The organism is Halanaerobium sp. MA284_MarDTE_T2 (assembly GCF_003337245.1).
Lineage (GTDB): Bacteria > Bacillota > Halanaerobiia > Halanaerobiales > Halanaerobiaceae > QPJE01.
The window spans coordinates 44,799-69,698 of sequence record NZ_QPJE01000003.1; the positions used below are offsets into that span (position 1 = coordinate 44,799).

General features: G+C 33.5%; 25 protein-coding genes, 8 tRNA genes and 2 other annotated features. Of the genes, 29 read left to right on the forward strand and 4 right to left on the reverse strand.

What is annotated here, in order from left to right:
- Positions 1–177: 177 nt before the first annotated feature.
- Both DFR78_RS02210 and DFR78_RS02215 read right to left on the reverse strand, forming a co-directional pair.
- Positions 178–1,758 carry a DEAD/DEAH box helicase gene (locus DFR78_RS02210; RefSeq protein ID WP_114457220.1) on the reverse strand — a complete coding sequence of 527 codons (1,581 nt, stop codon included), beginning with the start codon at positions 1,756–1,758 and terminating at the stop codon, positions 178–180.
- Positions 1,759–1,855: 97 nt separating this feature from the next.
- Positions 1,856–2,056, reverse strand: a complete 201-nt coding sequence (locus DFR78_RS02215; protein WP_199505536.1) for a cold-shock protein — start codon at positions 2,054–2,056, stop codon at positions 1,856–1,858.
- A 399-nt stretch (positions 2,057–2,455) separates the two neighbouring features.
- On the opposite strand from DFR78_RS02215, the gene DFR78_RS02220 reads away from it, so the two are divergent.
- A complete protein-coding gene (locus tag DFR78_RS02220; RefSeq protein WP_233486945.1) occupies positions 2,456–2,944 on the forward strand; it encodes a MarR family winged helix-turn-helix transcriptional regulator in 489 nt (162 codons plus the stop codon).
- Entirely contained in the window at positions 2,931–4,346 is a 1,416-nt protein-coding gene (locus DFR78_RS02225) for an MATE family efflux transporter (RefSeq protein ID WP_114457222.1), read from the forward strand. Before DFR78_RS02220 ends, DFR78_RS02225 begins: the two co-directional genes overlap by 14 nt.
- A 498-nt stretch (positions 4,347–4,844) precedes the next feature.
- Here the strand turns inward: DFR78_RS02225 and DFR78_RS02230 are convergent, their stop codons facing one another.
- Complete coding sequence (locus DFR78_RS02230) at positions 4,845–5,399, reverse strand: hypothetical protein (RefSeq protein ID WP_114457223.1); 555 nt, start codon at positions 5,397–5,399, stop codon at positions 4,845–4,847.
- A gap of 468 nt (positions 5,400–5,867) precedes the next feature.
- On the opposite strand from DFR78_RS02230, the gene DFR78_RS02235 reads away from it, so the two are divergent.
- The 5 genes from DFR78_RS02235 (at position 5,868) to DFR78_RS02255 (ending at position 8,605) form a co-directional block, all read left to right on the forward strand.
- Positions 5,868–6,515, forward strand: coding sequence for an energy-coupling factor ABC transporter permease (locus DFR78_RS02235; RefSeq protein ID WP_114457224.1), 648 nt, complete (start codon positions 5,868–5,870; stop codon positions 6,513–6,515).
- Complete coding sequence (locus DFR78_RS02240; RefSeq protein WP_114457225.1) at positions 6,508–6,786, forward strand: PDGLE domain-containing protein; 279 nt, start codon at positions 6,508–6,510, stop codon at positions 6,784–6,786. The genes DFR78_RS02235 and DFR78_RS02240 overlap by 8 nt, the downstream gene beginning before the upstream one ends.
- A 45-nt stretch (positions 6,787–6,831) precedes the next feature.
- The gene (locus DFR78_RS02245) at positions 6,832–7,494 is read left to right on the forward strand and encodes an energy-coupling factor transporter transmembrane protein EcfT (protein ID WP_158531694.1); all 663 of its coding nucleotides are present in this window, start codon (positions 6,832–6,834) and stop codon (positions 7,492–7,494) included.
- 2 nt (positions 7,495–7,496) lie between these two features.
- On the forward strand, positions 7,497–8,327 hold the full coding sequence (locus DFR78_RS02250) for an energy-coupling factor ABC transporter ATP-binding protein (protein ID WP_158531695.1): 831 nt from the start codon (positions 7,497–7,499) through the stop codon (positions 8,325–8,327).
- A gap of 95 nt (positions 8,328–8,422) precedes the next feature.
- Positions 8,423–8,605 (forward strand): hypothetical protein, encoded by a 183-nt coding sequence (locus DFR78_RS02255; protein WP_114457228.1) that lies wholly within the window; start codon positions 8,423–8,425, stop codon positions 8,603–8,605.
- A 512-nt stretch (positions 8,606–9,117) separates the two neighbouring features.
- On the opposite strand, the gene DFR78_RS02260 is transcribed toward DFR78_RS02255, so the two are convergent.
- Positions 9,118–9,204 (reverse strand) — tRNA-Leu (locus DFR78_RS02260).
- 140 nt (positions 9,205–9,344) lie between these two features.
- Here DFR78_RS02260 and DFR78_RS02265 point away from each other — a divergent pair.
- The 22 genes from DFR78_RS02265 to polX all read left to right on the forward strand — a co-directional run bounded on the left by DFR78_RS02265 (position 9,345) and on the right by polX (position 24,899).
- Positions 9,345–10,175: an LCP family protein gene (locus tag DFR78_RS02265; RefSeq protein WP_114457229.1), complete on the forward strand. Its 831-nt coding sequence runs from the start codon at positions 9,345–9,347 to the stop codon at positions 10,173–10,175.
- Positions 10,176–10,345: 170 nt separating this feature from the next.
- Positions 10,346–10,421: transfer RNA gene (locus DFR78_RS02270), tRNA-Val, on the forward strand.
- Between the two features lie 3 nt (positions 10,422–10,424).
- A tRNA-Asp gene (locus DFR78_RS02275) sits at positions 10,425–10,501 on the forward strand.
- Positions 10,502–10,506: 5 nt separating this feature from the next.
- Positions 10,507–10,582 (forward strand) — tRNA-Phe (locus DFR78_RS02280).
- A gap of 10 nt (positions 10,583–10,592) precedes the next feature.
- Positions 10,593–10,667: transfer RNA gene (locus DFR78_RS02285), tRNA-Gly, on the forward strand.
- Between the two features lie 12 nt (positions 10,668–10,679).
- Positions 10,680–10,754: transfer RNA gene (locus tag DFR78_RS02290), tRNA-Cys, on the forward strand.
- Positions 10,755–10,786: 32 nt separating this feature from the next.
- Positions 10,787–10,875 (forward strand) — tRNA-Leu (locus DFR78_RS02295).
- Between the two features lie 36 nt (positions 10,876–10,911).
- Positions 10,912–10,988, forward strand: a tRNA-Val gene (locus DFR78_RS02300).
- A gap of 655 nt (positions 10,989–11,643) precedes the next feature.
- The gene (locus tag DFR78_RS02305) at positions 11,644–12,126 is read left to right on the forward strand and encodes a hypothetical protein (RefSeq protein ID WP_147267744.1); all 483 of its coding nucleotides are present in this window, start codon (positions 11,644–11,646) and stop codon (positions 12,124–12,126) included.
- A 262-nt stretch (positions 12,127–12,388) separates the two neighbouring features.
- Positions 12,389–12,706 (forward strand): DUF4258 domain-containing protein, encoded by a 318-nt coding sequence (locus DFR78_RS02310; RefSeq protein WP_114457231.1) that lies wholly within the window; start codon positions 12,389–12,391, stop codon positions 12,704–12,706.
- A gap of 6 nt (positions 12,707–12,712) precedes the next feature.
- Positions 12,713–12,946, forward strand: a complete 234-nt coding sequence (locus DFR78_RS02315; RefSeq protein ID WP_114457232.1) for a type II toxin-antitoxin system MqsA family antitoxin — start codon at positions 12,713–12,715, stop codon at positions 12,944–12,946.
- A 392-nt stretch (positions 12,947–13,338) separates the two neighbouring features.
- Positions 13,339–13,548 (forward strand) — a binding site (T-box leader).
- A 241-nt stretch (positions 13,549–13,789) separates the two neighbouring features.
- Complete coding sequence (gene thrS / locus DFR78_RS02320) at positions 13,790–15,700, forward strand: threonine--tRNA ligase (protein ID WP_114457233.1); 1,911 nt, start codon at positions 13,790–13,792, stop codon at positions 15,698–15,700.
- Between the two features lie 240 nt (positions 15,701–15,940).
- Positions 15,941–16,507: a translation initiation factor IF-3 gene (gene infC, locus DFR78_RS02325; protein WP_114457234.1), complete on the forward strand. Its 567-nt coding sequence runs from the start codon at positions 15,941–15,943 to the stop codon at positions 16,505–16,507.
- A 49-nt stretch (positions 16,508–16,556) separates the two neighbouring features.
- Positions 16,557–16,754, forward strand: coding sequence for a 50S ribosomal protein L35 (gene rpmI / locus DFR78_RS02330; protein WP_114457235.1), 198 nt, complete (start codon positions 16,557–16,559; stop codon positions 16,752–16,754).
- A 38-nt stretch (positions 16,755–16,792) separates the two neighbouring features.
- Complete coding sequence (rplT, locus tag DFR78_RS02335) at positions 16,793–17,152, forward strand: 50S ribosomal protein L20 (RefSeq protein ID WP_114457236.1); 360 nt, start codon at positions 16,793–16,795, stop codon at positions 17,150–17,152.
- A gap of 5 nt (positions 17,153–17,157) precedes the next feature.
- Complete coding sequence (locus tag DFR78_RS02340) at positions 17,158–17,958, forward strand: RNA methyltransferase (protein ID WP_114457237.1); 801 nt, start codon at positions 17,158–17,160, stop codon at positions 17,956–17,958.
- 89 nt (positions 17,959–18,047) lie between these two features.
- Positions 18,048–18,149 (forward strand): YqzL family protein, encoded by a 102-nt coding sequence (locus DFR78_RS02345; RefSeq protein ID WP_114457238.1) that lies wholly within the window; start codon positions 18,048–18,050, stop codon positions 18,147–18,149.
- A gap of 72 nt (positions 18,150–18,221) precedes the next feature.
- Positions 18,222–18,462 (forward strand) — a binding site (T-box leader).
- 173 nt (positions 18,463–18,635) lie between these two features.
- Positions 18,636–19,661, forward strand: coding sequence for a phenylalanine--tRNA ligase subunit alpha (gene pheS / locus DFR78_RS02350; RefSeq protein ID WP_114457239.1), 1,026 nt, complete (start codon positions 18,636–18,638; stop codon positions 19,659–19,661).
- 34 nt (positions 19,662–19,695) lie between these two features.
- Positions 19,696–22,113: a phenylalanine--tRNA ligase subunit beta gene (pheT, locus tag DFR78_RS02355; protein WP_114457240.1), complete on the forward strand. Its 2,418-nt coding sequence runs from the start codon at positions 19,696–19,698 to the stop codon at positions 22,111–22,113.
- Between the two features lie 77 nt (positions 22,114–22,190).
- Positions 22,191–22,547 carry a cell division protein ZapA gene (locus tag DFR78_RS02360; protein WP_114457241.1) on the forward strand — a complete coding sequence of 119 codons (357 nt, stop codon included), beginning with the start codon at positions 22,191–22,193 and terminating at the stop codon, positions 22,545–22,547.
- Positions 22,548–23,039, forward strand: a complete 492-nt coding sequence (locus DFR78_RS02365; protein WP_114457242.1) for a CvpA family protein — start codon at positions 22,548–22,550, stop codon at positions 23,037–23,039.
- Positions 23,040–23,159: 120 nt separating this feature from the next.
- Entirely contained in the window at positions 23,160–24,899 is a 1,740-nt protein-coding gene (polX, locus tag DFR78_RS02370) for a DNA polymerase/3'-5' exonuclease PolX (RefSeq protein ID WP_114457243.1), read from the forward strand.
- Position 24,900 lies beyond the last annotated feature (1 nt).

Here is a 24,900-nt window from a genome sequence, read left to right on the forward strand (position 1 = left end):
ATAGCTAAAAAATCCCCTTTTAAGGAGGACATATTTTTCATCTTCCACCAGAAGGGGATTTTACTATTATATCAATATAAAGTTTTTTTCTTATCTATCAACATTATATAATACCAGGATATCTGTCCGGTCCTATTTTTACTAATTCTTAGTATTTCAAATTAATTTTATACCGAATTATCTGGGCTTTGCAGGTTCTATATTGATTTTTTTGCCTTTTATATAATTATCCTTCATTATCTGCAGAACATCCTGGCCGCTTTCTTTTGGTACTTCTACAAAGGTGAAGTTTTCGAAAACATCGATAGCTCCAATGAGGCTGCCTGATAGTCCGGTTTCTCCAGCAATTGCTCCAACTATGTGGCGGGGAGATACTCTATCTTTTTTGCCAACATTAACAAATAATCGTACCATGCCTGGCTCTGCACCTGTATCACCAAAATCTTTTATTTCAACTACATCCTCATCCTCTGTATCCAGTGATTTTTTCATCAGTGCTGCTGCAATTTCTATAGCAGTATAATCATCATCAAGCAGATCTTCGATTATTTTTATATATCTTCCCAGACGTTCTTTTGCCATATAATCAGATAATTCATCTATAAACTGCTCAAATTTTGCTTCTTCTACATCATCCACAGTAGGAATCGGCTGGCGTTTTACCTTGGTTTTTGTATATTTTTGAATATCTCTCAACTTGTAAATATCTTTGCCAACTATAAATGTAAATGCCTGGCCGGTTTTCCCAGCTCTCCCGGTTCTGCCTATTCTGTGTACATAATAATCTGTATCCTGAGGAACATCATAATTAAATACTGCTTCTACATCATCAACATCTATACCTCTTGCTGCAACATCTGTGGCAACTAAGATTTCTATAATACCGGTGCGAAATTTTTCCATGACTCTGTCGCGCTGGTTCTGATTTAAACCACCGTGGATGGAATCGGATAAATATCCTCTGGCCTGCAGCTGAATATTCAGCTCATCGACCATTTTTCTGGTATTACAGAATACTATAGAAAGATTGGGAGTGTGATAATCCAGCAGTCTTGTTAGTACTTTTAATTTGTTACCTCTTCTTACATCATAATAATTCTGTTCAATTCCTGGAACTGTCAGCCTCTCATGTGCTACTTTAACAAATTCTGAGTTTTTTTGATATCTTTTGCTGAGGTTCCTAATAGCTCTTGGAATTGTAGCAGAAAAGAAGAGTGTCTGTCTGTTTTCTGGAATATCTTTCAGTATTGTCTCAATATCGTCTACAAATCCCATATCCAGCATTACATCTGCTTCATCTAAAACAACATAATCTATGCTGGAAAGCTTTAAAGTACCGCGGCGGATATGATCCATTACTCTGCCTGGAGTTCCTATAACTACCTGAACACCTTTTTTGAGTGCTTTAATCTGTCTTTTAATTGACTGCCCTCCATAAACCGGCAGGGTATGAAGATTTCTCTTATATTTTGCCAGTCTTTTTAGTTCTTCTGCAACCTGAATTGCAAGTTCTCTTGTTGGGCAGAGTATAATCGCCTGTGGATTTTTGTTATTTGTATCAACTTCATCCAGAAGAGGAATACCAAAAGCTGCTGTTTTCCCTGTACCTGTCTGTGCCTGCCCAATAATATCTTTACCGTCTAAAATTTTGGGAATAGAGTTTGTCTGAATCGGTGTTGTTTCTTCAAATCCCATGTCATTTACTGCTTTTAATATATCTTTTGATACATTTAATTCTTCAAATTTAATTTTTTGCAAATCTATTTTCACTTCCTTTTTTTATTACAAATAAAAATCCCCGACTAAAGAAATATAGTCAGGGAACAGCTGCTATATATAAAAGATTTAAATAATCTTATACTGCAACAACATTCTCAGCCTGTGGACCTCGGTCACCTTCTACTACTTCAAATTCTACTTCCTGACCTTCTTCTAAACTCTTAAAACCATCACTATTGATAGCAGAGAAGTGAACAAATACATCATCGCCAGATTCTCTCTCAATAAAACCAAAACCCTTTTGGTCATTAAACCATTTTACTTTACCACTATAAATCATTAAATAAATTCCTCCTAGTTGTCTCTGGACAAGTCTACATATATTTTTAATGTCCAGCCTATTTAGTATAACCCAGGTTAGAGACAATGTCAAATACAATTTTCATTCTACCTTTTACAGGAAAGTATAAAAATAGAAGTCAAGCAGAACAGGATAATTTTCATTATATTGAAGCTTATTACAATAGATGAGAATGCATTCCAATTTAAATTATAAAAGTCATAAATACTACGAAAACTAGAAAAAATGTCTAAACTATGTATCGAATTTAAGTGGGGCTTATAAATAATATAGGATAATATTTTGGCGTAACAATTTGACAATTAGTATATTTTTGTTTTATAATATTTATAGTCACGAAATATTAATGATAATAACTATGAGGAGTGATTTTTGATGGATTCAAATCAAAAAATAATGAATTTAAACAAAGAAACCAGGGATATTGATAAACTCGTCCGGGATATTCATAAATATTTAGTGCAGTTTACTAAAAGAAATTTAAAGAAGAACGGATTAACAATGCCGCGTTTTATGGTTCTCTGGAACATAAAGAAAAACCAGCCGGTTAACATGAGTTTTTTACATGAAAAAATGTATATGGCAAATAGTACTCTTACTGTTATAGTGGATAAATTAGTTGATGAAAAATTTGTAAAACGCTATAGGAGTCCTGAAGACAGAAGAGTAGTATTGCTGGAATTAACAGAGAGTGGAGATAAACTTCTCTGTAAAATGCTCTATGTACGTCAAAGCTTTCTGGAGAAGGCTTTAAATGATCTGGATTTGCAAGAACAGGATAAAGTAATTGAATCTATTAGTTCTGTTTGTAATAATCTTGAAAGTTTGTTGAAAAAAGGAGATGATATGGATGAGTATAGCTGATAACGAAACTCTAGATTTTGAGGACGAAGAAATAATAAATAGCCCAAAATTGGGAAATAGAGAGCATATAATAAATGGTCCAATAGCCAGTACTCTTTTTAAACTGGCCTGGCCGGTTATGATTGGTAATACTATGCAGGTTGTATATAATCTTGCTGATACATTCTGGTTGGGAAAGCTGGGAGCTGACTCAGTTGCAGCACTTTCTGTTGGTTTTCCTCTTGTTTTTCTTATGATATCCATAGGTGGAGGTATTACTGTCGCTGGTACTACGCTGGTAGCTCAGTATATGGGGTCTGATAACCAGAAAATGGCTAATAAAATTACAGGCCAGATTTTTGTTTTTGTAATGACTCTTTCGCTTGTTTTGGCTGCAATTGGAGTTTTATTCAACAAGAATATTTTGCATTTGATGGGGGCTCCCGCCGGGATATTACCTGATGCATCTTCATACCTAACAATTATTTTTGCAGGACTGCCATTTATGTTTTCATTTTTTATATTTTCTGCTCTGCTTAGAGGTTATGGTGATACCAAAACACCAATGAAAATGGTTATTTTTTCTGCAATATTGAATATAATTTTGGATCCATTTCTAATTTTTGGAGTCGGATTTATTCCAAATTTAGGTGTTAGAGGAGCGGCTATTGCTACAGTTTTTTCCAGAGCAGTTGCTGGAGTTATTGGTATCTATATTTTATTTACAGGTAAAAAAGGTTTAGTTCTTTCCTTGGACTCACTTAAGCCAGATTTTAAGGAAATTAAAAAGATCTTAATTTTGGGTTTACCTTCTGCGGGAGAACAGTCTATTGTGGCTCTGGGTATGACACTTTTAATGAGTATAGTTTCTCAATTTGGCACAATAGCAGTTGCAGCATATGGGATAGGTTCTCGTATTTTGTCGGTAGTTATGCTTCCTACTAGAGGTTTTGCAACTGCAACTACAACAATGGTTGGACAGAATTTAGGAGCAGAACAATCTGACAGGGCTGAAAAAAGTGCCTGGGTTAGTACAGGAATTATATTGTTCTTATTAACACTGCTGGCCTTTTTATTTAATTTATTTCCAAAAGCAGTGATTTCTATATTTAATTCAAATCCTGAAGTGATTAAAATAGGAACATCATTTTTACGGATTGTCGGTTTTTCATTTGGTTTTCTTGGAATTAGATTTATTCTTGGTGGTTCTTTTAGAGGGGCAGGTAATACTGTTATTGCAATGGTTCTGGCAATAATTGCTCTCTGGGGAATACGTCTGCCATTGGCTCATTATCTTAGCATAAATTTAGGATGGGGAACAAATGGTATCTGGTGGGGAATGTTTTTCTCCAACTTTATCACTTCAATTATTGCTGTTATCTGGTTTAAAAAAGGTGGTTGGAAAGAAAAAGCCATTGAATAGCAAAGGTATGATAAAGCTTTTACCAGAGATGATTGAACCGAATAAAGAATTAAAGCATATTTTCAATTGAAAATATGCTTTAATTTATTAGTAATTCTGCAAAGCGCATGATACATCTTTCTTAAATTTGTTTTGTTATTAAACCTATTAGTTTTTTGTTAGAACATAATATACTTTTTAAATTTTCGATTATGTTTATAATAATAGGGCAGAGGTAATAGGTATAAACGGCTTCTATCTCGATTTTATGATCATAAATACTATCTTAAAAAGTTTTATAACCAAATTTTAAATTATTTAAAAGGAGAAATCCCTTTTATATTTGTTTATTTTTGTGAGTACAAAAAACTCAAAAGTTTAAATTTAAAAGAAAATTATAAAAATCACATATTAAAAACACATATTTCAGCTCAAATTTCAGCTCAAAAGTAGACTGAAATAAGAAAAACCCCCTAGAAATTAATCCAGGAGGTGATTTTAAATATATATGTTATTGCTTTATTCTCCAGCTAAAGGGCCAAGTTCAGCAGCTGTTAATAAAATATTTCTCATTTCAAAATAGAAAGTATTACATGAAATTGTAGAACCTGAAATTACATCAGTTTCAGGATTAAAAGTAGAATCAAGTGTCATACCATAATATCTGCTTATATACTCTTCTTTTCTCATTTCTGGATGATGATCATTTGCATCAAGTGGTTTCCACTTTAAGATGCTGGCATCCGGAGCAACTACTGCAATAAAGTCTTCAGGGTGCTGATAAATAACTGTATTAACCCATGTACCATAACCTAAAAGTTCTCCATCTTTGTAAAGTGGAACAAAAAGATAGCGGTATTCATTTTCATCAGGATAAATAATGTCGCCTGCTTTATCAGCATCAACAAGTGTAATTAATTCTTTTACATAATCAGAAGTAGTTCTGTCTGTTGAAAATTCAGCAGCGTTTTCACCATCACCAACAATCACCAGATTTGAGTTTTTAGCCATAGCTGAACTAGCTAATCCCAAGATTAAAAATGCTACCATTAAAAAGACTAAGGTTTTCTTCATGATAAATCTCCTCCTCTTAATATATATTGTTATATTTCTCACACATTAATTATATTATACAGATATAAAATTAAAATGTCAATATCAATTTTACAAAAGGACTTTCCCCATTTTTTAATTTTAAAAATAAATTTGGAAAACCTCTATCAATTTATTTATTTCACTTTATTTTTTTAGGATATCTCATTATACTGAAAATAAAAATAAGATTTTATTTCAAAAAGCTAAATAAATTTTTTAATATAAATAATAACAATTAAATATCCTTTTATCATTCAAAAAACCTGAATTACAGGAAAAGCTTGGGGCATAAATTATCTTATTAAATTAAGATAGTGCCGAAAGGCATTTTTTCTGTTTTTATAAAAACAATTTGTAATTAAAGAAGGATTTTTAAAAGATTTAGGGAAAAATAATATATAACACGAAAAAAAAATTCGTGTTACTAAAAAGGAGGTAAGATAATTTATGCATATACCTGACGGTTTTTTAGATTTAAAAACCTGTGTAACTACATATCTTTTATCTGGTGCAGCTTTAAGTTATGGAATAAATAAATTAAAAAATAATTTTTCTGAAAAAAATATCCCTATTTTAGGAATTTTGGGAGCCTTTATTTTTGCAGCACAAATGATTAATATTCCAATTGGATTTGGAACTTCCGGGCATCTTATGGGTGGTGTACTGGCTATGTTGGTTTTAGGTCCCTGGTCAGCAAGTTTAATTATAACTTCAATTTTGGTTATTCAGTCTGTTTTTTTTATGGATGGAGGGATTCTGGCTCTGGGAGCAAATGTTTTAAATATGGCTTTAATTCAAGTATGGGCTGGTTATTTTATTTATAACTTTTTAACTAAGATTAACTTTTCTGATAAATTAAGAATTGTTATAACTGGTTTATCTGCGACAGTTATTTCAGCAGTGTTTACAGCATTGGAATTATCTTTTTCTAATATAGTTAATTTAAACTTCATATTGGCAGCTATGGTTGGCTGGCACACAATTATTGGTTTAATGGAAGGTATAATTACAATGCTTGTACTTTCCTATCTCAAAAAAACAGTTTCAACACAATTTGAATTGGCATATCAAAAGGAAGGAGTTAAGGATGCTTAAAGTAAATAAATATATTTATCTCATAATAGCATTTATTGCTTTTTTGGCATTTTTAAATCCTATTTTAAGTTCTTCTTTGCCGGATGGACTGGAAAAAGTGGCTGAGACTAAAAATTTTATAAATAAAGCCCAGGACAGTTTTTCTATTTTTGAAGATTATTCACTTCCAATCAATAATGAACTATTAAGTAGAGGAGCTGCCGGTTTATTGGGAGCTATTATCCTATATTTATTATTATTAAAAATAGGGAAAATACTATCTAAAAATTAATCAATTTTAAATATGACTAAATATAATAGGTAAGGAGAACGTATTTTGAAGAATACAGCAGGAGGTAAATTAATAGTTTATTTAATCGGTATTATTACAATTTTAATTGTAAAATCTATTTCTTTACATTTAGTTATGTTCATTTTTTTTCTATTTGTAGATATATACCTGAATTTATTGGGAAAATTAAAGAAGTTGTTTTTAGTTTTTTTACCATTTTTAATAACCGCTTCTTTACTTGTTTGGCTTCAAAGTGAGAAAAACTGGGTTTTAGTATCTAGATTAATAAATATAATCTTATGGAATGTATTAATCTTTAAAGATTTTGCAGAGCAGGATTTAAAAGATGGGCTTGCCCAACTGCATTTTCCAAATTTGATAATTTTAACGATTTTTTTTATTCTAAGATATTTTAGAGTTATAAAAGAAGAAATCAATAGATTAATAAGAGCTAGAAAATTGAGGGGAGCCGAAATCAAAAATAAATTTTTTAATATTAAGGAATATATAATTTTAGCTCAGATTATAGGCAGCAGTTTAGATAGGTCTCTAAAAAGAAGTGACCGCATTTACAAAGCGATGCAGCTCAGAGGACTAAAAAGTGCAACTTTTGTAAAAAGTAAACAAAAATTAATTATCAGCTGGCAGCCAATATTTCTGACGCTGTTTATTTCAGCTTTGATCATTTTATTAGATAGAGGATGGTAATAATGGTAAAATCGTTTAAAACAATTTTGAAGGTTGAAAATCTTAATTTCAGTTATCCTGAAAGTAAAAAAAATGTTTTAAAAAATATATCTTTTGAAATTTTACCAAATAAAAAAGTTGTATTACTTGGTCCTAATGGTGCCGGTAAAACAACTTTAATGCACAATATTTTAAAAATTAATGAACCTCAAAATGGAAAAATATATTTTAAAGATAATTTATTAAATTACTATGAAGAGGATGAATTAAGACAGTCCATTTCTTATGTCTTTCAAAATCCTGATGACCAGATTTTTGCCTCTACAGTACAAGATGATATATTGTTTGGGCCAGAGCAATTTTCTTTTCCAGAATATTTACAGAAAAAACGATTTAATCGAGTTATAGAACTGCTTGCTATAAAAAATATTCTCGAGAGAAATCCACACAACTTAAGTTATGGAGAAAAAAGAAAAGTGGCTTTAGCAGGAGTTTTAATTTTAGAACCTGATTTAATTTTATTTGATGAACCTCTAGCATTTTTGGATCCTCCTACCCAGCAGCTTTTTATAAATGTCTTAAATCAAATTTCAGCTAATGGTAAATCAATTATTATAGCTACCCATGATCTCAATTTTGCTGCTGAATGGGGAGAAAAATTTTTACTGCTCAATAAAACTGGAGAATTAACAGTCAGAGAAAATAAAAATTTCTTTCGTTCCGGTGTCGAAAATCTGGGAAATAGCTTAACAAACAGCAGTAAAATATTTAAAGGATTTGCAGCAAAAAATGATTTGCCGGTAACGATTAAGGAAAGCAGAGATTATTTAAAGAATACTATTAGACTAAAATGAGCTGGTAGAGAGATTGAATAATAAAAATTTATATTCTCGTTTACCATGTAAAATTCTTCTAAATTCAATTATTTTATGGAGATAATTGATTATATTTGAGAAAGTTATTTTGTAACAGCTTCATCAGTAAAAAGGTAATCGATAAAAATAAAACAGACAAAGTTAGAGATATTATAAATTTTGAGATTGTATATAATGATAGTCAAGAAGTAATTAGAGCTCTTATAAATGAAGGGCAGATACTGCAGTTGAAAATGAAGCTGATAGAAAGCAGTTGAATATATTGATATATACTGATGATTTTAAAATAAATTTTGAAGTTGTATCTGAAAATAAGTATTTAATTAAAACTGATGCTTATTGGAACTTGAATGATGCAGGTTACTGAAAATATTAGTTTACTGGACTTTCCCCATTTTTTATATACTGCTGCAAAAAGGGGAGATGCAGGAATATTGAAATTTTTAGTCAATGAATCTTAACGAAATGAAGGAAGAAATAGGGTTGAACTACAGGATGGAGTGAGCTAATCATGAGTCAGGAGGACTCATTGATTAGTGTGCCCTATTTCACACCCGAATTGAGTTTTAGATAAATCTAAAAATTTCGTTGATGACTAAAGCCCTCTTTTTGCAGCTTGAAAATAAATTTTGGGGAAACTCCTGTTAGTTTATCCTTGACAATTAATTTTATTGAATAAATTCAGCTAAAAATATATAAATCAAAAAACCCCCAAGAAACCTGTATTACCAGGGAAAACTTGGGGGTAAATTAATTTATTAAATAAAGATGGTGCCGAGGGCGGGACTCGAACCCGCACAGGCAAAAGCCCACAGCGCCCTCAACGCTGCGCGTCTGCCAGTTCCGCCACCTCGGCGTCACATTTATAAATTATACCATATAATCAATTTTTGTCAATAATTTTTAAGAAATTAGTACAAAATATTTATTTATGCAGGAATTTGTTATTATTATCGCGAATATTTAATTTAGCGAAGGCTGAGGAGGTATTTTAGAGTGGCTGAGTTAAATAATGAAACTAAAAAAAATACGGAAGCAGATAATGGTAATAAAGCAACGAATAATAAAAATTCAAAAAACAGATGGGTCTGGGTAATTTTATTAGCGCTTCTTTTATTATTTGCTGGAACAGCTGGATATTATCTGAAGACTGGAGATCTTCCAGAACTGGTAGGTTTAAATGATTCAAATTTTGAACAGAATTTAAATATTTTGTTTGTAGGTCTGGATGATGAAGAAAGTGTTGCCAGAGGTACAGTTGAAGCTGATTCTATTATGATTGTAAGCTTGAGGCCGTCAGAAAATAAATTAATTATTGAACCTTTAAAAAGCAGTATAAAATATAATGGCAAAAAATTAAGCCAAAATTATGGTGATAATTTTGGCGATATTGTAGAAGAAATTAGAGGAGAAAAAATAGATTACCATGTTTATATTGATTATAAAGCTTTCGAAAAAGTAATTGATGAACTGGGTGGAATAAAAATTAATTTAGAAGAATCCCTCCGAATTCCAGATTTGGGACTTAATTTAAAAAAAGGAAATAATTTGTTATCTGGTAAAGAAGCTTTGAATTATGTAAGATGGTATAACTATGACAGTAATAATGGGGATAGACTTATGAGGCAAAAGAAAGTCATAGATGCGGTAATTGCCAAGGTATTAGATGGTGATTTATTTTTTAATATAAAAGATTTTTATACTGCGATAGTAAATACATATCAATCAGTTGATACAGATATGGGACCAGCACTTGTGGCTGATATATATAATTATATGAAGAAAAATAAGGATCTGGAAATGATTTTTAACTTACCTGGAGAATAAATAAAAATTTATTATTTGGACTTGAATTTCAAAGTATTTTGTAGTATTTTTAATATAATAGAGTTTTATTCTTTCTTAAGGCATTTTTCCTTTTTTGACTTAGACTGCATCATTGTGTATACTAGTTATTGCTGACACAACAAAGGGCTGCTAATTAAGCAGCTGAAAAAGGGCGAATAGCTCAGCTGGGAGAGCACCTGCCTTACAAGCAGGGGGTCACAGGTTCGAGCCCTGTTTCGCCCACCATTAGGAGGTGTAGCGTAGCGGTTTAACGCGCCGGCCTGTCAAGCCGGAGATCGCGGGTTCAAATCCCGTCTCCTCCGCCATTTTTGGTGAGATAGCTCAGTCGGTAGAGCAGTGGATTGAAAATCCACGTGTCGACAGTTCGATTCTGTCTCTCACCACCATGTTTTTTTTGCGGGAATAGCTCAGTGGTAGAGCATCACGTTGCCAACGTGAGGGTCGCGAGTTCAAATCTCGTTTCCCGCTCCATTTGGTCATTATGGCGGCATAGCCAAGTGGTAAGGCAGAGGACTGCAAATCCTTTATTCGACGGTTCAAATCCGTCTGCCGCCTCCAAAAAAAGATTTAAAAAATTGCCAGTGAAATCTGCCGGGGTGGCGGAATTGGCAGACGCATCGGACTTAAAATCCGGTGGGTATTTTTACCCGTGTCGGTTCGAGCCCGACCCCCGGCACCACTTTTTGAAATTGAAATACGACAAGTTTCTTGTCGTGTGGATATAGCTCAGCTGGTCAGAGCGCTACGTTGACATCGTAGAAGTCAGTGGTTCGAATCCACTTATCCACACCATTTAAATAAGAGCTTTGTATTTAATCCAGAGCAGAGGATTTTAGTTAAGTCCTATGCTGTGGATTTTTTTGTTTATTAGATATGCTATAATCTACAGAATTTTCTTTTATATTATTTATTATTAAATTGTTTATTTAATAATATAATTTTTTAGTAGCCTGATGTTTTGGCAAATAGATAATGTAGTCCAAATTTATAATATTATTACAATAATGTTATATGAGCTTATTAAAATGTCTTGCCTTAATCTTAAATAAAATTTTAGCATAACTATTATTTTAATTAAGATTTTAGAGATTAGCAAAAAGAATTCTTTCAATATATAGAAGTAATATTTAATCATATATGCAAACCGTTCATCAAATTTGAAATTCAGTAAGTATTTTTATTCGTGGTAATTTGAACCTGACCGCTGGTAACTGCTGTTCAAAAATAAAATACGACGTTTTTAGTCAAAGATTCCGCAAAGAATTTTTAAAAAATAAAGAAAATACCGTTCAGACAGTATTCTTAGCAGTGGTGTCAAAATAAAGAATATTATAAATATTGTAACAGAGTTTACGATTTAATTCAAAAATTAGAGAAGATTAAAGATAAAAGAGTTCATCCTTCAGTTAAACTACCAACTGTAATTTTAGTTAATCTTTTTTCTTTAATGTCTGGATTACACAATTTTAAAACTATGGAAGATGCAATTAAAGATGGTGATTTTGATAAGTTTTTTGAGAATACAAACCTGCCATCTGCAGATACAATATCCTATGCCTTAAAACATGCTGATCTGGATGATCTAAGACAGATAGCAGTAGACACTATCCAAAAAGCCAGATATAATAAATCTTTAAATGCAAACACAATAGATGGTTTAAAAGTAGTTGCAATTGATGGCAGTAATGTTTTTAGTATGGAAAGTGAGAGGCTGGGTAAGGATGCTCATAAATATGAGCATAAAGATGTTAAATCAACAAAATATTATGAAAAAATGAGAACATACAATTTATTTCATTTATATATCTACAGAAACTTAAGAACTTTTGATTTCAAAAAAGGAACTAAAAAGACATTTTTAAGAAGATTTTACAAGGGACTTATCCTTTTAAATGAACCGCTATATTATCCAGGAGCTTCTTCAGGATAATATCTGAATTTGTACAGCTGGTATTAGAACTGAAAAACAAATACGCTAAAAGCCTTCCATTCCAATGGGGGAAAGGGGGTACTGTATCTTATTTAAGTTGTTTTAAGGTGAAAAATAATGTTTAAAGTAATATATTCTCTTTTTTTATTTTTTAAAAATCATTTGCGAAATTTCTGATCTTACACAAGGTTTCTTTATAAAATTGGTTGCTGATGGTATAATGTATATAAGAATTAAATTTCCAAATTGGAGTTTGATATAAATGGATTTGAACAGAATAATTCAATTATTAGAATCTGAAAAGATCAACTGGAGTCAACATATTTTAAAGAAAATGCAGAAAAGAAGAATAAAAATTAATGATATTATGTTTTCAATAAAGAATGGAGAAATTAATGGAGAAATTATTGAAAATTATCCTGATGATTATCCTTATCCCAGTTGTCTTATTTTAGGCTATAATAAAGAGAAAAACCCAATTCATATAGTTTGTGCTGTAGGAAATGATAATTTATGGATGATTACTACTTATTATCCTGATGAAGAAATTTGGAAAGATGATTTTAAGAATCGGAGGTGAAGCGATATGGAAAAATGCTTGATGTGCAAAGGTGATTTAGAAAAAGGAAATGTAAATCATATTGTGGATCTTGATAATTTTATTATTATTATTAAAAATGTTCCTGCTAAAGTTTGTAAGCAATGTGGTGAATATTATTTAGAGCATAAAGTTGCTTTAGAAATTGAAAAGATTATTGATAATTATAGAGAAAATGCTGCTGAAGTGATAATTATTAATTATTTTGATTTAGTTGCTTAACAAATTTAACTTGAATTCGCAAGTAAAATACCGAATCCCGTTATGATAGCCTTTAAACAGTAAATCTAGTTCAAATTTTTTTGAATAAAAAAATAGAATCTCCCTTAAGGTTTGTGGTAAAATGTTTTTAGGATAAAAAACCATACCAAAACCAAAAAGGAGATTCTGATATGAGTTTGCCACAAAACAACAATAAAATAAATAGTTTTAACAAATTAACAGCAAAAAAAGAGAAATACTAATTGTAATAAAAACCCATAAATAGAAATAAAAGATTAAAGATTTTAGCTTATATAATTCTGCAATTAATTTTTACTCTTTATTGCTGGTTTTTAGTAATTTCACTTGACATTTACTAAATAAAATAATATAATTATAAAAAATTTATATTATTAAATACGCTGAGAGGGAAGAGTAAGTTTTGCTAATTCTAAAAGAGAATTGTGCCTTTGGCTGAAAGCACATAGAATTTATCTTAACTGAAAACCACCCTGGAGTAGGCAGGAGGAATTAAGTATTCCTGCTCGGATAACTCGTTAAAAATTTGAAAGTGGTCAGTTGATCTGGCAACTAGAGTGGAACCGCGACCCGTCGTCTCTATTTATTGAGATGGACGGATTTTTTAATGTCTAGGGAATCACACCAGATGGTTTATTTTGGATAAAATTTATGGATTCATAATTTCCGGCATCAACAAAACTTTATCTTACTGTAATAAAGAATCCGAAAGACATTTTGTTCTTTTGAATAAACTTTTTAAAATTAATGTTCTAACAAAATTAAGATACTGATATTAGACTATTAGATTTGACGTAACGGAGAAATTTTAAGGAGGGAATTATAATGGAGAAAGTAAAAGTAACTCTTCCAGATGGTTCGGTAAAGGAATATGATTCTGGAATTACCGTAAAAGATGTGGCTTATTCTATTGGTAGTCGGCTGGGTCGTGATGCAGTTGCTGGAGTAGTTGATGGTAAGAAAGTTGATGCAGATTATAAAATCGAAAATGATGTGGAACTTTCAATTATTACAGTTGACAGTGAAGAATGTCTTGATATAATTAGACACACTGCCTCTCATGTAATGGCACAGGCCGTGAAGCGTCTTTATGATGATGTCAAAGTTGCTATAGGACCTTCAATAGAAGATGGTTTTTATTATGATTTTGATTTAGAGGAAACATTTAATCAGGAATCTTTAGATAAGATAGAAGAGGAAATGAGGAAAATTATTGATGAGGATATAGAGGTTGAACGCAAACTTCTGCCGAGAGAAGAAGCTATTGAACTGATGAAAAAAAGAGGAGAAGAATACAAAATAGAGCTTATTGAAGGTCTAGATGATGAAATGATAAGCCTCTATCAGCAGGGGGATTTTGTGGATCTCTGCCGTGGGCCACATCTTCCTTCTACAGGCTATATTAAGGCAGTTAAACTTTTAAATACAGCCGGAGCTTACTGGCGTGGTGATGAAAACAATAAAATGCTGCAGAGAATTTATGGTACAGCCTTTGCATCAGAAAAAGATCTGCAGAAATATTTAGAAAGAATTGAAGAAGCCAAAAAGAGAGATCACAGAAAAATAGGTAAAGAAATGGATCTGTTCAGCCTGCAGGATGAAGGAAGAGGTTTTCCATTTTTCCATCCAAAAGGTATGGCCATCAGAAATGAATTAATAAATTTCTGGAAAGAAGAGCACCGTAAAGCTGGCTACAAAGAAATTAGTACTCCAATTATATTAAATCAATCCCTCTGGAAGCGTTCAGGTCACTGGGATCACTATAAAGATAATATGTACTTTACCGAGATAGATGGAGAAACACATGCTGTTAAGCCTATGAATTGTCCGGGCGGACTTTTAGTCTACAAAAATAGTATGCACAGCTATCGTGACCTGCCGATTAGAATGGGAGAGCTGGGACTTGTACACAGACATGAAATGTCCGGTGTCCTGCATGGTCTGATGAGAGTTAGAAGCTTTACCCAGGATGATGCACATATCTACTGTCTGCCTTCACAAATTGAAGATGAATTAATAGGTGTAATAGATCTGGTAGATATTCTTTACGGTGCATTTGGATTTAAATATAGTGTTGAACTGAGTACAAAGCCAGAAAAAGCTATGGGGTCTGAGGAACTCTGGGATAAAGCAACAGATGCGCTCAGAAAAGCAGTAGAAAAAAAAGGCCTGGCGTATGAAGTAAATGAAGGTGATGGAGCATTTTATGGGCCTAAAATAGATTTTCATCTTGAGGACTGTCTGGGAAGAACCTGGCAGTGTGGAACAATTCAGCTTGATTTCCAGATGCCGGAAAGGTTTGATCTGACATATATTGGACAGGATGGTGAAGAACACAGACCTGTTATGATACACAGAGCTCTTTACGGAAGTCTGGAAAGATTTATAGGAATTCTAATAGAACATTATGCGGGAGCATTTCCAACCTGGCTTGCTCCGATTCAGGTGCAAATTATTCCTGTTTCTGATGATCAGGTTAATTATGCATATAAAGTTAAGGAAGAGCTGTTTAAAGAAAAAGTTAGAGTTGAAGTTGACAGCCGTTCCGAAAAGGTTGGTTATAAGATTAGAGAGGCTCAATTACAGCAGGTTCCGTATATGCTGATTGTTGGTGGAAGAGAAGAGGAAAATGAAACTGTATCTGTAAGAGATAGAAGAGAAGGAGATTTAGGTGAGAGCAGTGTAGCTGAATTTAAAAAGAGGCTGCTGAAAGAAATTGAAGAAAAAGCTGGATAAATTAAATACCTCAAAAAAATTGACAAACTCTGTATAACTGTGGTATACTTTTATAGGAAAATAAAGAGGAAACACCTGTTTCTCACCAGTTAATTATGGTTAATAGGCAGCAGACAGCGGATTTTATTCCATGTGGAATAACTATCTCCTGTTTTGAAAGACATTTTAAATTTGGACAGAAGATTTAATTTAAAATGTTATTTTACTGACTATTTACAGCGGGTGTTTTAAAACACCCGTATTTTTTATTTACACAGTTTTTTCCAAATACTTAGGAGGTGCGTAAATATCGTTAATGATTTAAAGGTAAACAATCAAATCAGGGCAAAGAAAGTACGTTTGATCGATCAAGAAGGTGAACAGATTGGTATTAAGTCTATAAATGAAGCACTTGATATTTCTGCAGAAAGAGGACTTGATCTGGTTGAAGTTGCTCCACAGGCAAATCCACCTGTATGTAGAATTATGGATTACGGAAAATATAAGTATGAACAGGCTAAGAAAGAAAAAGAAGCTAAGAAAAATCAGAATGTAATGAATGTAAAAGAAGTTCAAATGGGTGTAAAAATCGAGGACCATGACTTTAATGTTAAATTAAAGCAGGCCCGAAGATTTCTAAATAATAAGGATAAAGTTAAGGTGAGAATTAGATTTAGGGGTAGAGAAATGATGCATAAGGAGCTTGGCTATGATCTGATGGACCGCCTCATTGAAGAAACAGAAGATATTGGGCAGGTAGAAAGCAAGCCTAAAATGGAAGGCAGGAATATGATGATGTTCCTGACTCCTAAAAGTGAAAAACAGTAGAAATAAACAAATACAGCCATTATTTTAATTGGAAAAGGGAGGTTAAATAATGCCAAAGCTTAAAACTCACAAAGGTATTGCTAAGAGAGTTAAGACAACTGCAAACGGTAAATTAAAGCGCCACAAAGGTTTCCACAGTCATATTTTAACCAAAAAATCTGGAAGTAGAAAGCGGAAGCTCCGCAAAGCTACTCTAATAGATAAAACATATCAAAAAAGATATAAAAGATTACTACCATATAAATAAATATATAATATAGATATAATCTGGAGGGAGTGTTAAAGATGCCGCGAATAAAAAGAGGTAATAAAGCAAGAAACCGCAGAAAAAAGGTGCTCAAGCTTGCAAAGGGATATTTTGGTTCCAGAAGTAAGCTTTATCGTCCTGCAAATCAGGCAGTAATGAAGTCACTTCATTATGCATATAGAGATAGAAGAAACAAAAAACGTAATTTTAGAAGACTATGGATTACCAGAATAAATGCAGCTGCAAGAAAAGAAGGTCTTTCCTACAGCCGTTTTATCAATGGATTAAAACAGGCAGATGTAGAAATTGACAGAAAAATGCTTGCAGATCTGGCAGTTAATGACGAAAATGCATTCAGTGAACTGGTTTCTGTTGCAAAAAATGGATTGGATATGTAGTTATTATGAATAGAATAAGCAGCCCCAACAACAGTAAAATTAAATATTTAAATAAGCTTTACCGGAGCAGAGCCAGGAGAAAAGAAGGATGCTTTGTTCTGGAAGGTAAAAGACTTATTGAGGCTGCAGCAGGAGGAGCAGATTTTGAAGAAATATTTGTTACTCCTGCTTTTTTTCGGCAGAAAGAAAATAAAAATCTGCTGGATATACTTCAAAAAAAAGCAGTTCTGAATGTAGTTGATGAAGATATATTTAATCAAAGTGCTGATACTGTTAACCCACAGGGAATAATGGCAGTAGTTAAAGAAACAGAATTTGACAAAAGTACTTTTTTAAAAAAGGTGAAAAGAATACTTCTGCTTGATAGAATACAGGATCCCGGTAATATGGGAACAATTATTAGGACAGCAGCAGCTTCAGGTTTTGACGGCATAATTGCAGCTAAAGGTTCAGTAGATATATATAATCAGAAAGTTTTGCGTGCTACAATGGGGGCTATTTTTTCTCTCCCTATCTGGCAGAAGGTTGACAGAAAAAGGATAATTGATATTTTAAAATCTAAGTCAGATGAATTTGAAATTATTGCTGCAGATGTGAATGCAGAAGAATATTACTTTCAGCACAGCTATAAAGATAAGGTAATTGTGTTAATAGGTAATGAAGCAAACGGACTTGATAAAAATTATCTAGAACTTGCTTCTGCAGAGGTGAAAATTCCACTTGCTGCCGATATTGAATCATTAAATGCAGCAGTTGCAGCAGCAATATTGTGCTATGAAATTGCAAAAAAAGATTATATAATCTGAAAATTGACAGATCAGCTACTTGTCAATAATGCACCGGTTATGATATAATTATATAAAGCTTTAGCAATTCCTGAAAGGGAGTGATTTTTGTGGGTTTAAACGCAAAATTATTCTGGAAAATTTTTGAGAATACCGGTTCTGTTGATGCTTATCTGGCCTATAAACAGTTTTTTGTTTTTAGTAGAGCTTAAAATTAGATTTCCAAGGCAAATTTTATCTGAATTCAGAAATGAATTCAGCAGATTTTTTTACATCAAAATATATTAACAGCGCTGAAGGAGAGAGTAATTATTTTGTTTCTTTAATAGGGAACAGCTGTCAGTGACTGAAAACAGCTGTACTGAAACTAATACTGAAATTCACTCTAGAGCTGAAGGCTGAACAATTGAGTAGGCTGGTCCGGAAACTGACGCCATGAAGACATAGTTTTCGTTAACAAAGTAAAGTGATCCCATCATATTGGTGGGATAATCAGGGTGGTAACACGGTAATCTCGTCCCTTTTTGGGCGGGATTTTTTTAATGTTTAGGAAATTATACTAGATGGTTTATTATGGATAAAATTTATGGATTCATAATTTCCGACATCAACAAAATTTTATCTTACTGTAATAAAGAAGTCCGAAGGACATTTGGTTCTTACTGACAAAATTTTAATATTTTATGGAGGTGTTTGGTTTGGATCTATTAAAAGATCTTAAAGAAATCGAAAAAAAAGCAGAAGAAGAATTAAAAGAAATTAAAAACCTGGATATGCTGGAAGAAATGCGTATTAAATATCTGGGCAAAAAAGGAGCTGTACAGTCAATTTTTAATCAGATGGGTAAAATTGATGCTGAGCAGCGTCCTGCTGTAGGTAAAAATGCCAACAAACTTAAACAGAAGATAGAAAAATGGCTGAGTGAACATAAGGAAAAACTGGAAAAAAAAGCTGCAGCAGAGAGATTTAAAAAAGAAAAAATAGATGTCACACTGCCGGGAAAAGAGATAAAAGCAGGAACAACACATCCTCTTTCTTTAATAACAGAAGAACTGGAGGAAATTTTTATTGGTCTTGGATTTAGTATTGCAGAAGGACCGGAAATAGAGAGTGAGTATTATAATTTTGAAGCACTCAATATTCCGGAACACCATCCGGCAAGAGATCTTCAGGATACACTCTATATAAATGATAATTATCTGCTTAGAACACATACTTCACCTGTTCAGGTGCGGACGATGGAGGCACAGGAACCACCTGTAAGGATAATCGCACCTGGTCGAGTCTATCGTTCAGATGAACTTGATGCTTCTCATTCTCCTATATTTCATCAGGCTGAAGGACTGGTCATTGATAGAGATATTTCTTTTAGTGATCTGAAGGGAACCATAGAACTTATAGTAGAAGCTTTATTTGGAGCTGACCGCGACGTGCGTTTCCGCCCCAGCTATTTTCCCTTTACAGAACCGAGTGCAGAGGTAGATGTTTCCTGTATTGTTTGTGAAGGAGAAGGTTGTCCACTCTGCTCTCACACCGGCTGGCTGGAGATAATGGGTTCAGGAATGGTCCATCCAAATGTGCTGGAGATGTCAGGTTATGATGCAGATTACTACAGTGGTTTTGCTTTTGGGGTTGGTCTAGACAGGCTGGCACTGTTGAAATATGGTATAGATGATATACGTGTATTATACGAAAATGATAAAAGGTTTCTGCATCAATTTTAAAAAATTAATATATAATAAGAAAGGATGATCTGATTTGCAGATTTCATATAAATGGTTAAAAGAATATGTGGATTTTAATTATACACCGGACGAATTAACTGAAAAGTTAACCATGGCCGGACTGGAAGTTGAAGGTATGGAATATCTGGGGGAAGGTCTGGAAGATATAATTATCGGAAAAATAGAAAAAATTGAAGAGCACCCTAATGCAGATAAACTGGTTATCTGCCGGGTAATGTTAAACAAACAGGGTAAGGTGATGACAGTTGTTACAGGTGCTCCAAATGTGGAAGAAGGTAAGATGGTACCTGTAGCTGAGGCCGGGACGGTGCTTCCTAATGGAATGAGGATAGAAAAATCAGATCTGCGTGGAGTTATATCAGAAGGTATGATCTGTTCAATTGATGAACTGGGCCTGGCAGAAGAGCGCGCAGATGGTATAATGATTTTATCAGATAATGCTCCTCTTGGAGGCAGTATAATTGATCATCTGAAGCTCGATGACTATATTTTAAAACTGGACTTGACTCCAAATTATGCTCGCTGTCTGGGCATGATTGGTATAGCAAGAGAAATAAAATCTCTTTTTACAGGTGGTGAACTAAATCTTCCGGAGATAAAATTTACAGAATCAAAAGAAGAAAAAAATATCAATCAGCAGGCAGAAATTATAATAGAAGATCCTGATCTCTGTCCGAGATATACAGGGCGGCTGGTAAAGGATGTAAAAATTAAAGCATCACCACTCTGGATGAAGCGTAAACTTAAAGCTGCCGGAATAAGATCAATTAACAATGTGGTTGATATTACCAATTATGTACTGATGGAATATAATCAGCCACTGCATGCATTTGACTTTGATAAAATTAAAAACAGCAAAATAATTGTACGCAGAGCCGAATCAGAAGAAGAAATACTAACACTTGATGAAAAAACAAGAGTTCTGGATGATGAGATGCTGGTAATTACAGATGAAGATGGTCCTCTTGCTGTAGCAGGAGTAATGGGCGGCTATGAGAGTGAAGTAACAGAAAAAACTAACAATGTACTTATTGAGTCTGCTTATTTTAATCCAATCAGCATCAGAAAAACTGCAAAAAAATTGGGCCTACACAGTGAATCATCACACCGCTTTGAAAGAGGGGTGGATATTGAGAAAGCAGTTGAAGCAAATAATAGAGCCTGTCAGCTGCTGGAAAAATATGCAGACGGTACAATTGTACCGGGTGTAATAGATCAGTATCCACTTAAATATGAGTCTGCAGAACTGGAACTGGAAACAAAAAGAGTTAATCAGCTGTTGGGACTAGAACTTGAGACTGCTAAAATTGCAGGAATGCTGGAAAAATTAGATTTTCCTGTTAAAGTTAAAGAAGGTATAATTAATGTAAAAGTACCGTCTTTTAGAACAGATGTAAGTCAGCCGGCAGATCTTGTGGAAGAGATTGCAAGAGTGTACGGGTACAATAATATCCCCTCTACAACGCCTATCAGTAAACAGCTCGGCCGGAGAACAGTAAAACAAAAGTTCAAAAAAAGAGTAGAAAGGATTCTTAAAGCCGGAGGACTGGATGAAATAATCACCTACAGCCTTCAGGACAAAAAAAATTATTCAGATTTAAAGCTGAACAGTGATTCACAATTTGGTAAATTTGTCAGCATTAAAAATCCTTTAAGTGAGGCTTTTGCTATTATGAGGACAACTATACTGGTTGGTATAATTAATACACTTGCTGCAAATGCAAGAAGGCAGACATCTCAGATGGGAGTTTTTGAAATTGGTACTGCCTTCTATTATAATGGAAACAGCAGCCGACCTAAAGAAAAGCAGCTTTTGGGTGGAGGTATTTTTGGTATAGAGGAAAATATCTGGCAGGAAAATGCTCCGGAATTCTACCATTTAAAAGGAATACTTGAGATTCTCTTTGATAAAATACAGCTCAAAAATTATAGATTTGTTTCTGATGACAGCAGAGAATATCTGCATCCGGGCCGAACCGCTGAAATATACAGCGGCAGAGAACTTTTGGGCTTTATTGGAGAAATACATCCAGAAATTGCCGAAAAAAGTGATCTTCCAGCCGGAACAACAGTTTTTGAAATTGATTTTGACAGCTTATATAAAGCTACACCGAAAGTAAATTATCATTATAAAAAACTGCCCAAATATCCTTCTGTTTTTCGTGATCTGGCCGTTGTTGTTAAAGATGATATAGAAGTTGCTGAAATATTAAATGCTATTAAAGAAAAGGGTGGAGAAATTCTTAAAGACCTGGATATATTTGATCTATACCATGGTAATCAGATTAAAGAAGGTCATAAAAGCATTGCTTTTAAATTAAAATTCCAATCTGAAGAGAAAACTTTAAGAGATGATGAGGTAAATAAACAGTTCAAAAAGATTATCAATTATATATCAGATAAATTTTCTGCAGAAATACGGGGAAATTAAATTATAAATGCAGGATTTTAGCCATTTGTAATGAAATAGTATTATAAAGTAGAATATAATACTTGGAGATGTTGCTTATGACAGCAGAAAAAAATTTTCAACAGAATAAAAATAAAATAAAAGTTAAAATACTTGGCGATACTTTTACAGTAATAGGAGAATTTGACGAAAATTATATAAAAAAGCTGGCCGAATATGTAGAAAAAGTAAGCAGAGATATTAGGAATACCTATCCTGAACTTCCATACAGAAGGCTGGCAAATCTCACTATGATCAACCTGGCTGATGAGTATTTTAAGCTGCGCAGTGACTGTATTGACCTTTCTCGGGAAAAAGAAAGGCTGCGTGAAGCTAATCAGAGCCTTCATGATGAGTTAAAAAAACTGAGGCAGGAAAACAAAGAATTGATGACTCTACTAGAGGAGGTAGAGTAATTGGATACTATTAATTTCTTAGATATCATTATACTGGTAGTATTTCTGTTTTTTGGTTATAATGGTCTGCGTCGGGGATTTATAGATCAGACAAGCACCATACTGGGTTTGATTATTGCTTTAATAGCAGCAGTCAGACAGTACGAATACTTTCAGTCCTATCTGGAGCCATATCTAGATTTATCTACCTCACTGATTCAGTTTATTAGTTTTGCTGTCATTTTTGTTGTGGTAAATATTGTAATTCATGTACTTGGTATAGTCTTAAAGAGAATGGTTGATGCTGTATTTCTGCAGCCGGTTGATAGGGCGGCCGGACTTTTTTTTGGTGTTTTTAAAGGTGGTATAATCGTCTACCTGCTGGTGCTTATTATGGCTCAGATCCCCTATCAGAGAGTTTTAAATGCAGTCGATTCTTCGTTTTTAGCAGGAAGAATCCTGGAAATGACACCAATTATACAGGAAAAAATAGGAGATATTTTTCGGCCATGATAATCACTTCATGGCCTTTTTAGTATTGTGCTGATTGTTTTATCGCTAAACAGATGTGAATTTTCACCCCAGAAATAGGTTGAATCTAATTTTGGGGGAGTTAAGTTTGGAGGTAGTGATATGGAAAAATTAACAAATAAAGAGGTTTCTAAACTGCTTGCGGAGTTTGGAGATCTCCTGGCAATTAATGGAGAAAATGAATTTAAAATTAGAGCATATAATAATGCTGCCCGCAAAATTCAGTCTCTGGAAGCAAATTTAAGTGAGCTGATAAAAGAAGACAGCCTTGAGGATATAAAAGGAATAGGAAAAGGGATTGCCGGAACAATTAAAGAAATTTTTGAAAATGGATTTTCTCAGGAGATGGAGGAGCTAAAAAGAGAACTGCCGTCAGGAGTGCTGGAAATGACTAAGATTCCCAATCTCGGACCAAAACGGGCTCATCAGCTGTATTATGAGCTGGGTTTAAAAAGTGTAGCTGAATTAAGAGAGGCACTGGAAAATAATAAAGTTAGGGAACTGAAAGGTTTTGGCCCTAAGTCTGAACAAAAACTGCTCAAAGGACTGCAAAATTATAAAAAGTATGTAGACAGGATAATAATCAGTCAGGCAGTGGAAGAAGCAGATAAACTGATAAATGCTTTAAAAAACAGTGTTGAAGAAGGTATTATTAAAAATATAGAAGTATGCGGCAGCACCAGAAGAAGAAAAGAAATGATTGGAGATATAGATATTCTAGTTGCCTGTGCTGCAGAAGATAAAGAAAGCTTGAGTAAAAAAATAACAGAACTTGAGCTGACAGATGAAATTATTGGAGCAGGTGATAAAAAAGTAAGTATCATAACCTGTGATGGACTGCAGGTAGATTTTAGACTTGTCAGCAGTGAAGAATTTCCGTCTGCACTTCACTACTTTACCGGTTCTCAAGCTCATAATGTAAGGATGAGGCAGCTTGCTAAAGATCACAACCTTAAGCTGAACGAATACGGACTTATAAAAAATGATGATTCTAGGATTGATATAAAAAGTGAAGAGGATATTTTTGTACATCTCGGATTAAAATATATTATTCCTGAGTTAAGAGAAGACAGTGGAGAGATAGAAGCTGCTGCAGAAGACAGGCTGCCTGTCAGTATTGAAGTAAGTGACATAAAAGGAGATCTGCACATGCACTCACGCTATAGTGATGGTGCATTTACCATTGAAGAGATGGGAGAAGCTGCCCGAAAAAGAGGATACAGCTATATTGCCATTACGGATCATTCTAAATCTCTCAAAGTTGCCAATGGTATGTCTGTAGAAAGACTAAAAAAACAGCTGCAGGAAATAGATGAAGTCAATAAAAAAATGGATGGTTTCCGAATCTTAAAGGGTATTGAAGTTGATATTATGCCTGATGGAAGTCTTGATTTTGAAGATGAAATTTTATCAGAGCTGGATCTTGTAATTGCATCTGTTCACAGCAGTTTTGCTATGACTGAAGAGGAAATGACTGCCAGAATAATTAAAGCTGTCAAAAATACAGAAGTAAATATTCTTGCCCATCCACGAGGGAGAATTTTAGGCGGCAGAGCGGCCTACAAAGTTGACATGAATCAGGTCATTGAGGCTGCATTAGAGTCCAACACTGCTCTGGAGATCAATTCTTCTCCTCACAGGCTGGATCTGGATGATAAGTGGTCCAGACGGGCAAAAGAAGCAGGTGCTTTACTAACAATTAACACAGATGCACACCATTATCGGGAATTTAATGATATTAAATATGGTGTTTCAGTAGCCAGGAGAGGCTGGCTGGAAAAAGATGATGTCATAAATACATTTGACCTGGATAAATTAATGAAATTTCTCAGGGAGGACTAAA